The sequence below is a fragment of the Alphaproteobacteria bacterium genome (assembly GCA_024244705.1).
Lineage (GTDB): Bacteria > Pseudomonadota > Alphaproteobacteria > JAAEOK01 > JAAEOK01 > JAAEOK01.
The window spans coordinates 1-12,389 of record JAAEOK010000080.1; the positions used below are offsets into that span (position 1 = coordinate 1).

A 12,389-nucleotide genomic window follows, 5' to 3' on the forward strand; every position below is an offset into this window, starting at 1 on the left:
CCGCGTCTTCAACTCATACGACGACATCGTCGACCACTGCTGTGACGCCTGGAACAAGCTCATCGATCAGCCCTGGAAAATCATGTCGATCGGACACAGGCAATGGGCACATAGGTCATGATCAACGGGATTTGGTATTATATGTAGCCGGGACGAAAGAATGGCGAGATAAGCAGAATCAGATAAGCCGATATTAACAAGCATGTTGTCCGGTAGCACTGAGATGTCGAGAAACTGGAAGAAACGATGCTTTGAAGTTTCTACAGTTGAAATGAACCGCGGCAATCCCGCGATTGCCTTACGCAGTTCACTTCTTGGTTTTCCGTGAAGCCACCATTTATCCGCGTATTCTGTAGCGTCGCGTGTCTTGTCGCGTCTTGCCTCACGTTGGGGTCTTACGCGTTCGACCAAGTATTGGTAGATCGACGGGAAACGATCGCGAACGTCTTTAATGCCAGATATCCGGCATGGTTTCCTTCTTCTTCGCCATATAGGCACCAAGGTGTTCGTCAATCGATGGGTCGAGCGGCGGCGCTTCATACGCCGCCAGCATTTGCTTCCATTTCGCATTCGCGCGCATAACCGAGTCGTGCCCGCCGCCATCGCGCCAGTTCTCAAATGACTGGGTATCGGAAAGGTCGCTTTCGTAGAACGCGCGCTCGTAGTTCGCCAACGTATGGGCGCAGCCGAAGAAATGATTGCCGGGCCCGACCTCGTGAAACGCATCCATGGCGAAAGCGTTCTCATCCATCGCCAGACCCTTGAGGAATATGTGGAGACCGCCGAGATAGTCGGCGTCGAGAACGAGTTTCTCATAGCTCAGGGTCAACGCTCCCTCGAGCCAACCGGCCGCGTGAAGCACGAAGTTGGCACCGCAAAGTACGGCGGTATTGAGGGAGTTCACCGTTTCCTGCATGGCCTGGGCGTCGGGCAGCTTGGAGCTTGTGAAGCCGCCGCTACAACGGATCGGCAGTCCGATACGACGCGCGAGTTGTGCCGCCATGTACGATCCGAGGGCCGGCTCCGGCGTGCCGAATGTTGGCGACCCGGAGCGCAGGTCGACGGAGGTCACGAAATTGCCGAAGATCGCCGGTGAGCCGGGGCGCTCGAGTTGGCCGAGGGCGCAGCCGACCAGGACTTCGGCATAGGCCTGCGCGACGGCCGCGGTCATGGTGACCGGCGCCGTCGCGCCGCCGAGCACGAACGGGACAATGACCGGACACTGGTTTGCGCGCGCATAGGCCCGGAGGGAGCCCGACATCGCCTGGTCGTATATGAGCGGCGAGTTCATATTGATATTGCCCATGATCACGCAGTCGCGGTCGACGACATCGTCTCCGAATACGATGCGGGCCATGTCTATCGAATCCTCGGCCCGCTCGGGGGCGGTTACCGATCCCATGAACGGCTTGTCGGACCAGCGAAGGTGGGCATAGACCATGTCGAGATGGCGCTTGTTGACCGGCAAGTCGACCGGTTCGCAAACGGTGCCGCCCGAATGATGGAGCCACGGCGAGACATAGGCCAGCTTGACGATGTTTTCGAAGTCCGCGATCGAGCCGTAGCGGCGTCCGCGGTCAAGATCACGAACGAACGGCATGCCGTAGGCGGGGGCGAAGACGACATTGTTGTCGCCGATCAAGACCGAACGGGACGGATTGCGGGCGTGTTGAATAAAGTGCTTGGGTGCGGTCGCCAAGATGATCTCACGCACCATCCCCTTGTCGAACCGGACCCTCTCTCCGCGCACGTCGGCGCCGGCGTTTCGCCACAGTGCCAGGGCATCTCGATCGCCGCGAAACTCGACCCCGATCTCCTGGAGAATTTCGTTAGACTTTTCTTCGACGCGTTCGAGACCCTCATCGCTGGTCAGGACATAAGGTGGAATTTCCCGGCACACGCCGGCGACGATCTGTGGCGCCTGAACATCGGTACGCTCGCCGCGCCGCGATATGCGACCGCGACGGGCCGATTTTACTCCCTTCGCCTGAACGCTCGGCATATGAACCGCTCCGTTGAGACCACTCCGTCCGAGGTCAACTCCGCGCCCTATTGATCATACTTCGGTTCGATTTCTTGTCCGGTCAATCGAAAAGCGAGCCGGCCCGGTTCAAGACTCGAACGGCAAATCTGATTTGCCAATCACAGACCCTTCTGGTTCTTTGATTTGTCGCCGGAGAGGGATTCGAATACAGAACGTGAATCGCTGCCGATCCGACATCGATGGCCCGGTGCGACACCCATGACCGCAACAGGAGACAAGACAATGTCCGCGCAGTTCGAGGTACGTTTGGCGGAATCCGACCCTCTGATCGCGGGTGCGCTGGCCGACGAGAAATCACGTCAACAGACGCAGATCGAGCTGATCGCTTCAGAGAACATCGTCAGCAAGGCGGTGCTGGAGGCGCTCGGCCACGAAATGACGAATAAGACGCTTGAAGGCTATCCGGGTAAGCGATTTCATGGCGGCGGCCAATTCGTCGACATCGTCGAACAAGCGGCCATCGACCGGGCCAAAGAGCTTTTCGGTGCCGTCTACGCCAATGTCCAGCCCCATTCGGGCGTGCAAGCCAATCAGGCGGTATTCTTTACCTTGGTCCGCCCGGGTGACCGGATCCTGAGCCTTGATTTGGCCGCCGGAGGACACCTGAGCCACGGCGCCAAGCCAAATCTATCGGGTCGCTGGTTTGAAGCCCACCACTACACGGTCGATCGCTCGACGGGTTTGATGGACTACGACCAGATCGCAGCCCAAGCCGAGGATGTGAAGCCACACTTGCTCATTGCCGGTGGGTCGGCCTATCCGCGTGAGATCGACTTCGCCAGGATGGCCGATATTGCCGAAAAGGTCGGTGCACGTTTCTTGGTGGACATGGCTCATGTCGCGGGACTGGTTGCCGCCGGCGTCTACCCGTCGCCAATCCCCCACGCCGATATCGTGACCTGCACGACGACCAAGACCCTTCGCGGGCCGCGCGGCGGGGTCATTCTTTCGCGTTCCGATGAGTTCGCCAAGAAGCTCCAATCGGCGATCTTCCCCGGTGTTCAAGGGAGCCTCCACTCCAACGTTCTCGCGGCGAAGGCAGTTTGCCTCGGCGAGGCCCTGCAGCCGGCGTTCAAGGATTACGGCCGGCAGGTGGTCGCGAATGCCCGAACGTTGGCCGACGTGCTTGGCGGAAGAGGGATTAGAATTGTCGGTGGGGGTACGGATACGCACATGGTTCTCTTGGATCTATCGTCGGTTGGGATCAGGGGGCAGGAGGCGGAAAACGCCCTGGCCGCGGCGAACATTACGTCCAACAAAAACCCGGTCCCCTTCGATGTGCCACGGCCATCCGATTGGGTCGGCCTAAGGCTTGGCGTTTCGGCTGCCACCACTCGCGGTCTCGGCGAGATGGAGATGATCGAATTGGGGACTAGTGTCGCCGACCTCATCATTGCCGCTTCGGAGGGACGCCTCGATCACGCTGCGCCAAATGCGAGGACGATTGTCGCAAGGCTTTGCGTAGCGTTTCCGGTCGTCTGAATAGCGCGGACATTGATCGGAACCCAATTTGCGCAGTACGGGCGCCGCAACCGATTCGGATCGAATTTGCGGTTTCGCACGCGGTCGGTCAATCGGCGCGGGGTTGCAGCGCCGGATTTCTCTTGAGGCGCTCAACCAAATGATCGACCACGGCGCGGACGCGCGCCGACGTATGCCCGGGTTCCTTGTGGACGACATGCACTGGCACGGCCGGCGGTTCGTAGTCTGCGAGCACGATTTCGAGCGCGCCCCGTTTGACGTCGGCGTCGATCATATATGAAAGCACGCGGGTGATGCCGCGATCGGCACGCGCGGCATCGATTGCGGAGTCGGCCATGTTCACTTTCATGTTTGACGAGGGTCTGAAGCCGCGGGGCTTGCCGTTTTTCTGTAACGCCCATTCGCCACCCGGCGTCATATTGACGAAGTCGACAATGTCGTGGTCCGACAGGTCGGCTGGCGTACGAGGCAGCCCACGGGACGCAAGGTAGCGAGGTGATGCACACAAGACGCGTCTGACGGCGCCGACGCGTGTCGCGGTCAGCGACGAATCGGGCAGTTCCGCGATGCGAACGGCGACATCGATCCCCTCGTCAATGAGGTGAACGACGCGATCGATGAACAATGCCGAGACCGATATCTCAGGGTAGCGGTCCAGAAGGTCGAGCAGGATCGGTGTCAGCACAGTACGACCAAACATGACCGATCCCGACACCGAGACCATACCGCGCGGCGCGGCATGAATTCCGGCGGCATGCCTGTCCGCCTCCTCGATCTCCAAAAGAATGCGACGACAATCAGCGAGGTAACGTTGCCCGGCATCGGTCAAGCGGACCGAGCGCGTTGTTCGGTGCAGTAGCCTACAGCCGAGCCGGGTCTCGATCTCGGACACCGCCCGCGTAATTGATGGGGGCGACAAGTTGAGGCGCCGAGCGGCGGCGGCAAAGCCGCCTTCGTCCGCGACACGGACGAAAACGGCCATGGACTGAAGCCTATCCATAATTATTCCACATTCTAAAATAATCCATTCCAAATTATCCCTATTCTCTCTTTGAACGGAAGGGCGCAAATTGCCGGTCATGGAAACGGTTGCAGGTCCGCACGACGAAAACCCGTACCATCGCGACCGAGACCATACCGAAACAAGGGAGTTCGCCGATGACCCGCCCGCCGTTGCCACCCTTTACCGCCGAGACCGCAGCAGAAAAAGCGCGGCTCGCCGAGGACGCTTGGAATAGCCGAGACCCGGCCCGCGTCGCGCAGGCCTACACGGTGGACAGCACTTGGCGAAATCGCGCCGAATTCATCCTCGGCCGCGAGCAAATCGAAGCCTTCCTCGCCCGCAAATGGGCGCGCGAACTGGACTATCGGCTGATCAAGGAGGTGTGGACCTATCGCGACAATCGTATCGCCGTCCGCTTCGCCTATGAGTCCCGCGACGACAGCGGACATTGGTTTCGGTCCTATGGGAACGAAAACTGGGAGTTCGACGAGCACGGCCTGATGCGCCGCCGCATTGCCAGTATCAACGATCTTCCGATCGGAACGGACGACCGCAAGTTCCACTGGCCCTTGGGCCGACGGCCCGACGATCATCCTGGGCTGTCCGACCTGGGATTATAGGGCCGATGTGATTGGATTTGCGAAAACCCCCAGATTGAAATCGATTTATCAAAGGAGCGAGGCAATGTCAGAGAATGCAGTGACCCAAGGCGCCCATCACATAGGCTTGACGGTCCCCGACTTGGCCAGCACGCGTGCGTTTTTCGTCGACACCCTGGGCTATGAGCAATTGGGCGAGGTGCCGGACTATCCCGCCGTTTTCCTCAGCGACGGCACGACCATGATCACCCTGTGGCAGGCTGTCGATCCGGCGACCGCCGTACCCTTCGACCGCAAGAATATCATCGGAATGCATCACTTTGCGCTGAAGGTCGAGAACGCGGACGTCCTCGAAACGTTGCACGACAAGCTAGCCAAGACCGATGGCGTCGAGATCGAATTTGCGCCGGAGTCGCTGGGTGGTGGGGCGACGCAGCACATGATGTGCTTCATCCCCGGCGGTATCCGCATGGAATTTATCGCACCCGCCGCATGAGGCGATCCGTAAGCCGTCGTCTGCAGCCGGCGAAGGCAACGACACCGATTTCCCGAAGAGTCGCCGCCGGCCATCGCCGCAACCAAAAGTGGGCGCCGGCGGTTAGTGAGGAGTGAGATCAATGCCTGATGGCTGGCCTTACGGCGATTCCCCTTTCCATAAGGGGGAGCAGCAAGTCCAGGAACGGCTCGGCGTCCGCGACCGGATAGAATCTTTCGCCCGACGCGTGGTCCGCGACGCGATGCCGGACCAGCACAGGCAGTTCTACGCCGAGCTGCCCTTCGTGATGCTCGGTACGGTCGATGACCGAGGACGGCCTTGGGCCTCCCTGGTTCCGGGCCGGCCGGGCTTCATGACCAGCCCGGACGCGGGCGCGCTTGAAGTCGCCGCCGGCCCCCTGTTCGGCGACCCGCTTCATGGGACGTTGAAGCCGGGCGCCGATGTCGGTGTCCTTGGGATTCAGTTCGAGACCCGGCGGAGAAACCGAATGGTCGGGACGATCAGCTCCGTCGAGCCCGGCCGCTTCGCCATCACGGTCGCCCAGGCTTTCGGCAACTGCCCGCAATACATCCAAACCCGAGCGCTGGAGATGCTGCCGGAAATTGACGAGGGCGCGCGAAAGCGCCCGGTCGGCCGTGCGGATCGATTCGACCGGCGGACCCGCGCCCTGATCGAGCGCGCCGATACCCTGTTCATCGCGACCGCCTATTCGAAACACAGCGATACCGCCTCGCAAGGCGCCGACGTCTCGCACCGCGGCGGCAGCCCCGGTTTCGTCCGCGTAGAAGACGACCGCACCTTTGTTTTTCCCGACTTCTCGGGCAACAACCACTTCAACACGGTCGGAAACATCGTGGTCAATCCCAAGGCCGGCTTCCTGTTCGTCGACTTTGAGGCCGGAGATCTCGTCTACATGACCGGTGAGGCCGAGATCGTCTGGGAAGGGGAGGAAGTCGATGCCTTCGCAGGGGCCGAGCGGTTGATTCGCTTTCGCGCCGAAGAGGTGGTCCGGGTCGAAGACAGCCTGCCGCTGCGCTTCGACTTCGGTGAATATTCGCCCATGCTGGAGCACACCGGGAGTTGGGCGCAGGCGGCCCAGACGATCGCCGCCGAAAACGAGCGTAACGTCTACCTGCCCTACGAGATCTGCGACATCCAGCCAGAGAGCGAGGTGATTACCTCTTTCTATCTGCGCCGCGCCGACGGCAAGACGCCGGCCCGACACGAACCCGGGCAGTTCCTCCCCATACGACTGACCATCCCGGGACAAGACGATCCGCTGATCCGCACCTACACGCTGTCGGACGCATCCAATGCGAACCACTACCGTCTATCGATCAAACGCGAAGGCGGCGATGCGTTGGTTTCGAACCATTTCCACGATCACCTGAAGAAAGGCGATCGTCTCGAGGCCATGGCGCCGCGGGGGAAATTCGTCCTCGACGGGTCGAGCAACCGCCCGGTGGTCTTGGTATCGGCCGGGGTCGGCCTCACGCCAATGATCGCGATGACCAACCATCTCATCAACGAGGGCCTGCGGACGCGGAATTTTCGCCGCACCTACTTCATCCATGGCGCCCGGAACGGCCGGGCGCTCGCATTCGGCGACCATGTTCGCGGTCTCGCCGCCGAACATGACAGCCTGACCGTACATCTCCGTCTCAGCCGACCGGAGGAAACCGATCGGCTCGGTGAGACGTACCATAGCGAAGGCCACGTCGACGTCGAATTGATGAAATCGCTGTTGCCTTTCGACGATTATGATTTCTATCTCTGCGGCCCGCAGCCTTTCATGCAGGAGCTGTATGACGGGTTGACCGCACTCGGGGTCCGCGACGACCGAATCCACTATGAATCTTTCGGGCCGGCCACTGTCCTCAAACATGACGGCGGGCCGAAGCGGGCCTCGCCATTGGGCACGCCCGTCGAAGGTCCCGTCTCGGTTTGCTTTGCCGATTCTGACGTTGAGGCCAAATGGTCGCCCGACAAAGGCACGCTTCTGGAACTGGCGGAAGCCGCCGGGCTCAATCCCGCCTTCTCCTGCCGTTCTGGTGTATGCGGCACCTGTGTCACTCGGCTCAGGTGCGGCAAAGTCGATTATATAGAGGAACCGGTCGCACCGCATGGCGACCATGACGTGCTGATCTGTTGCGCGACGCCCAGGTCGAGTGCCGGTGACGCGACCTGCGGTGAGGACCAGGGCGTCGTGCTTGAACTCTAGGGGGGCGTAACCCGTAGCATGCATTGCCGTTTGCTTTCCGGCGACAGCACGGCGATGACGGCACCTACGCGAATCGAGAACGCGGTATCAATTCACGCCGGAGCTTGATCTGAAGGAACGAGGAAAATGACCAATCGATACGACATCGTGATAATCGGCGGCGGCAATGCGGGATTCGGCGTCTCTTCAGTTGCGGCTGAAGCCGGCCGGCGGATCGCCTTCGTCGAGGAGTGGGATTTCGGCGGTACCTGCCCGAACCGTGGCTGTACGCAAAGAAGGTTCTGGTCGCTGCGGCTCACGCCCTGCACGAAATCGAGATCGCCAAGATTCATGGCATCGACGTCGGCGAACCAGACTGGACTGGGCCAGGTTGATCGATCGGGAAAAAGCGATGGTCGCGTCGGTGCCCGAGGGGATGGCCAACCTGGCCCAAAAGCGAGGCGATGTCTTTCGCGGCCATGCCCGCTTCGTCGGGACGAACGCCGTCGCCGTCGATGACACAATCCTCGAGGCCGACCACATCGTGATTGCCACCGGTTCGAAGCCGCGGCCCTTGCCGATTCCGGGCGCGGAGCACCTGATCACCTCGGACGACGTCTTAAGCGAGCGCGAGCTGCCGCGAGAGGTGGTGTTCATCGGTGGCGGCGTGATCGCCATGGAGTTCAGTCACGTCTACGCCCGGGCCGGCGCCGACGTGACGATCCTGGAGGCCTTGCCACGGCTGCTCCCGCGGCAGGACGCCGATGCGGTCGCCGAGATTCAGAAAGAGAGCGAGATGATCGGCGTCACGGTGAAGACCGGTGTCGAGGTGAACGAGGTCGCGTCGGTAAACGACAGGTTTCGTGTGCGCCATGTCCACGATGGCCGCGAAGCGGAGATCGACGCCGACCGCGTGGTCAACGGCACCGGCCGTGTCGCCAATGTCGATACTCTCGAACTCGAAGCCGGCGACATCCGTCATGACGGCATCCGAATCGAGGTGGATGCTTCCCTGCGGTCGACCTCGAACCCATCGGTATGGGTCTGCGGCGATGCCCTGGTATCGTCCGCTCAACTCTCGCCCCTCGCGACCTATGAGGGTCAAGTCGTGGGTCGAAACATCGTCACCGGCGCCAGCGAGGCGCCCGACTATCGGGCCGTGCCGAATTGCGTCTATACGGTGCCGGCGCTGGCCAGCGTCGGCCTTACGGAAACGGAGGCCGAGGACAAGGAGTTGAAGGTTACCGCGACGACATCCGATATGAGAGATTGGTTCTCGGGCAAGACCTACGGCGAAACCGTCGCCTGGGCCAAGGTGCTGGTCGAGGAAGGGAGTGGTAATATCGTGGGCGCGCAAATTGTCGGCCACAGCGGTGAAGAATTGATCCATCTCTTCGCGCTCGCGATGAAACACGGAATCACGGCGGCTCAGATCAAGAGCGATGTCTTCAGCTTCCCGACGTTCTCGTCCGACGTAAAGAATTTGGTATAGCGTTTGCGATGACACCTGAGTCTTGGATGGCGGCCTCTATTGTCGGGGCCATTTTGTCAATCGACGCCGGACGGACATCACAATGAACGCCAAAGAAGCCACGGGAAGATCGCCCAAGATGGTCAATGCCGCCCTGCAGGGTGGTGGTGCGCATGGCGCCTTTACCTGGGGCGTGCTCGACCGCCTTCTGGAAGACGGCCGAACCGGGTTTGAAGCCATCAGCGGGACGAGCGCCGGGGCCATGAACGCGGTCGTCGTGGCCGACGGCATCATGAAAGGCGGGCCAGTCGGTGCGCGCCAGGCGTTGGAGGACTTCTGGCAAGCCGTCAGTCGGGAGGCCGCCAAGAGCCCGATCCAGCGGTCGCTCGTCAACATGTTCATGGGCGACTGGAGCCTCGACACCTCGCCTGGCTACCTGTTCTTCGATCACCTGACGCGGCTGGTATCTCCCTACCAATTGAATCCGCTCAACCACAACCCGCTCAGGGACCTCCTCGAGGCCCAGATCGATTTCGATCGGGTCGCTGCCTGTGACAGGATGAAACTGTTCGTCTCCGCGACCAACGTTCACACCGGCCGCGTAAGGGTCTTCACTTGTAATGAGATTACGGTGGACGTGATCATGGCCTCGGCCTGCCTGCCATTGATGTTTCAGGCCGTTGAAATCGACGGCGTACCGTATTGGGACGGCGGCTATATGGGAAATCCGGCTCTGTTCCCCTTCTTCGACTCCTGCGCTTCCAACGATGTGATTCTGGTGCAGATCAATCCGATCGAGCGAAAAACAACGCCGCGGACCGCGCGCGAGATTCTCAACCGCATGAACGAGATTGCATTCAACAGTTCGCTCCTAAAGGAACTGCGCGCGATCGAGTTCGTCACCCGGCTAATCGATGAAGGCAAGTTGGATCGGTCGCACTACAAGGAAGTCCTTTTGCACCGAGTAGACGGCGGCGAGGAAATGTCGGCGCTCTCCGCCTCCAGCAAACTCAACGCCGAATGGACATTTCTAGTCCATTTGCGCGACCTTGGCCGCGGAGCCGCGACCCGTTGGCTCGACGAGAGCTTCGACCGGGTCGGCAAGGAGTCCAGTACGGATATCCGAACACTCTTCGAGGGATAATCGATCGTGGTGCCACCCCGATTGCCGCCGACAGGTGGGCCCGGTTCCGTCCAACTGAGTCTGCGCGAACTTTGGTTTAATTTGTTAAAATATGGTAGTTTTTTTTCGCCCCGTCGCGGCGGCGCGTGCTATTGGCGCTATAGGTCGTCGAAAGCTGGACCTATGTGGTGAAGGGCGCTCGACGCTATAAGCCAAGGTCACGCGAAGCAATTTCCAATGCACAGAAATGAACAGGAGGCATTGATGAGACTCGGAAATAATGTTGCGAAGCTGGTCGGCTTTGCGGCCGTGTTGCTGCTTTGGGCCAGCCCGGACGCTTACGCCAAGTCCTTCAAGATGGCCGTCGGCGACTCCGCCGGCAGCGCCCAACATGAGCTTGGTAAGAAGTTCGTCGAGGAATTGGAGGCAAAGACGAACGGCGAACACACCGCCGATCTATTCATGAACGGGCAGTTGGGCAGCGAGCAGGATACCGTCAACGAGGCGGCGATGGGCACGCTCGACTTCTCAATCCTGGCGATCAACAACGTGACCCCGTTTTCGCCGACCGTGGGCGTCTTTTCCTTGCCCTACGTCATTTTGAGCCTGGATGACGCGGTCACGCTGACCCAGGGCGAGGTCGGTCAGGAACTCATCGAGAACACGATCCGCGATGCCGGCGTCCGCATCATCGGCTGGACCTATACCGGTTTCCGCGTGTTGACCAACTCCAAGAAGCCGGTCAAGACGCTCGAGGACTTGGACGGCTTGGTGATCCGCGTGCCCAAGAACGAGATCATGATCGACTCGTACAATTCCTGGGGCATCAACCCGACGCCGATGGCGTGGTCCGAGACCTTCACCGCGCTCCAGCAGAAGGTGGTCGACGGTCAGGACAATCCGTATCTGACGGTTCACTCGATGAAGTTCTACGAGGTCCAGAAGTACATCACCGAGATCCGTTACATCTTCTCGATCGAGCCCCTGATCATCAGCGAAGCGGTATTCCAGGAGCAGTCTCCGGAAGTCCAGCAGGCGATCCTCGATGCGGGCAAGGCGGCGACTTTACATTCGGCCGAGCACCTGCGGACCAGCGAGGCGGCGATCAAGGAAGACCTGGTCGCCAAGGGTATGCAGATCGACTTGCCGGAAAATGAGGAGAAGGAGTGGATCGAGGCCGCGACGACCGCGGTGTGGCCGAAGTTCTACGACAGCATCGGCGGCAAGGAAAAACTCAACAACGTGATGCGCATCCTTGGCCGTCCGGAAGTGCAATAGCCCGTCCAGACGCTGAACGATCGTTTATCAGGACGGAACTTACCGCGCCATGAGGGATAAGCTCGCTCTTGCCGTTGCTTGAGCGCGCTTATCCCGGGCGTGAGGGAGGCGGGGGCCATGGCACTGGCCATCTTTAGATTTCTGAACAGTATCGAAAGCTATATTTGCCGGACATTGCTGGCGGTCTTTGTCTGCCTGCTGTTCGCCCAGATTATATCGCGCGAAGTTTTCGGTTACTCGATCGCCTGGAGCGAGGAGCTGGCGACTTACATGTTCGTGTGGTTCGCCTATTTCGGCGCCAGCTATGCGGCCAAGCTTTCGGCTCACAATCGGGTCACTTTCCAGTTCGGGAAATTGCCGCGCCGGGTGGTCAACTACATCGAGGGCATCGCCGACCTCTTTTGGATCTTCTTCAATTGCTACTTCATCTACCTGAGCATCGACTTCGTGTTCTTCAAGATGAACCTGTTCTGGAAGTCCCAGACCCTGGGCGTTCCCATGAAGTACATCTACATGGTTCTGCCGGTCGCCTTTGCGCTGATGACCTTCCGGGTGATCCAGGCCAACTACCTGCGCATCGTCAAGGGTATCGACGTGCGCGATCCGGAGCAGATGGAAGTCGAAAAAATGATGAAAGAGGGCGACGGGGAGAACCCCGAGGGCGCCAAGACGGGCCAATAACGGACTACCGAT

At 60.1% G+C, this 12,389-nt stretch carries 10 protein-coding genes and 1 pseudogene; 9 read left to right on the forward strand and 2 right to left on the reverse strand.

Annotated features, from left to right (window positions below; genetic code table 11):
• Window positions 1-121, forward strand: a 121-nt coding sequence (locus GY791_14430) for an IS630 family transposase (protein MCP4329620.1), incomplete at its 5' end; no start/stop codon positions are given.
• Window positions 122-448: 327 nt separating this feature from the next.
• Here the strand turns inward: GY791_14430 and GY791_14435 are convergent.
• The gene (locus GY791_14435; GenBank protein ID MCP4329621.1) at window positions 449-2,002 is read right to left on the reverse strand and encodes a trimethylamine methyltransferase family protein; all 1,554 of its coding nucleotides are present in this window, start codon (window positions 2,000-2,002) and stop codon (window positions 449-451) included.
• 264 nt (window positions 2,003-2,266) lie between these two features.
• Between GY791_14435 and GY791_14440 the strand changes: the two genes are divergently transcribed.
• Window positions 2,267-3,526, forward strand: coding sequence for a serine hydroxymethyltransferase (locus GY791_14440; GenBank protein ID MCP4329622.1), 1,260 nt, complete (start codon window positions 2,267-2,269; stop codon window positions 3,524-3,526).
• 88 nt (window positions 3,527-3,614) lie between these two features.
• Here the strand turns inward: GY791_14440 and GY791_14445 are convergent, their stop codons facing one another.
• Complete coding sequence (locus GY791_14445) at window positions 3,615-4,526, reverse strand: LysR family transcriptional regulator (GenBank protein MCP4329623.1); 912 nt, start codon at window positions 4,524-4,526, stop codon at window positions 3,615-3,617.
• 158 nt (window positions 4,527-4,684) lie between these two features.
• Between GY791_14445 and GY791_14450 the strand changes: the two genes are divergently transcribed.
• The 7 genes and pseudogenes from GY791_14450 (at window position 4,685) to GY791_14480 (ending at window position 12,377) form a co-directional block, all read left to right on the forward strand.
• On the forward strand, window positions 4,685-5,149 hold the full coding sequence (locus tag GY791_14450; GenBank protein ID MCP4329624.1) for a nuclear transport factor 2 family protein: 465 nt from the start codon (window positions 4,685-4,687) through the stop codon (window positions 5,147-5,149).
• A 64-nt stretch (window positions 5,150-5,213) separates the two neighbouring features.
• Entirely contained in the window at window positions 5,214-5,624 is a 411-nt protein-coding gene (locus GY791_14455; protein ID MCP4329625.1) for a VOC family protein, read from the forward strand.
• Between the two features lie 121 nt (window positions 5,625-5,745).
• Complete coding sequence (locus tag GY791_14460; GenBank protein ID MCP4329626.1) at window positions 5,746-7,845, forward strand: 2Fe-2S iron-sulfur cluster binding domain-containing protein; 2,100 nt, start codon at window positions 5,746-5,748, stop codon at window positions 7,843-7,845.
• A 126-nt stretch (window positions 7,846-7,971) separates the two neighbouring features.
• Window positions 7,972-9,316 (forward strand): annotated as a pseudogene (locus GY791_14465) (NAD(P)/FAD-dependent oxidoreductase).
• Between the two features lie 82 nt (window positions 9,317-9,398).
• Window positions 9,399-10,439: a patatin-like phospholipase family protein gene (locus GY791_14470; GenBank protein ID MCP4329627.1), complete on the forward strand. Its 1,041-nt coding sequence runs from the start codon at window positions 9,399-9,401 to the stop codon at window positions 10,437-10,439.
• 243 nt (window positions 10,440-10,682) lie between these two features.
• Window positions 10,683-11,696: a TRAP transporter substrate-binding protein gene (locus tag GY791_14475; protein MCP4329628.1), complete on the forward strand. Its 1,014-nt coding sequence runs from the start codon at window positions 10,683-10,685 to the stop codon at window positions 11,694-11,696.
• A gap of 117 nt (window positions 11,697-11,813) precedes the next feature.
• Window positions 11,814-12,377 (forward strand): TRAP transporter small permease, encoded by a 564-nt coding sequence (locus GY791_14480; protein MCP4329629.1) that lies wholly within the window; start codon window positions 11,814-11,816, stop codon window positions 12,375-12,377.
• Window positions 12,378-12,389 lie beyond the last annotated feature (12 nt).

Coding starts and splice junctions, on each gene's coding strand:
- GY791_14445 (MCP4329623.1), bottom strand. CDS start 4,526: ATGGATAGGCTTCAGTCCATGGCCGTTTTCGTCCGTGTCGCGGACGAA.
- GY791_14455 (MCP4329625.1), top strand. CDS start 5,214: ATGTCAGAGAATGCAGTGACCCAAGGCGCCCATCACATAGGCTTGACG.
- GY791_14470 (MCP4329627.1), top strand. CDS start 9,399: ATGAACGCCAAAGAAGCCACGGGAAGATCGCCCAAGATGGTCAATGCC.
- GY791_14450 (MCP4329624.1), top strand. CDS start 4,685: ATGACCCGCCCGCCGTTGCCACCCTTTACCGCCGAGACCGCAGCAGAA.
- GY791_14480 (MCP4329629.1), top strand. CDS start 11,814: ATGGCACTGGCCATCTTTAGATTTCTGAACAGTATCGAAAGCTATATT.
- GY791_14460 (MCP4329626.1), top strand. CDS start 5,746: ATGCCTGATGGCTGGCCTTACGGCGATTCCCCTTTCCATAAGGGGGAG.
- GY791_14475 (MCP4329628.1), top strand. CDS start 10,683: ATGAGACTCGGAAATAATGTTGCGAAGCTGGTCGGCTTTGCGGCCGTG.
- GY791_14440 (MCP4329622.1), top strand. CDS start 2,267: ATGTCCGCGCAGTTCGAGGTACGTTTGGCGGAATCCGACCCTCTGATC.
- GY791_14435 (MCP4329621.1), bottom strand. CDS start 2,002: ATGCCGAGCGTTCAGGCGAAGGGAGTAAAATCGGCCCGTCGCGGTCGC.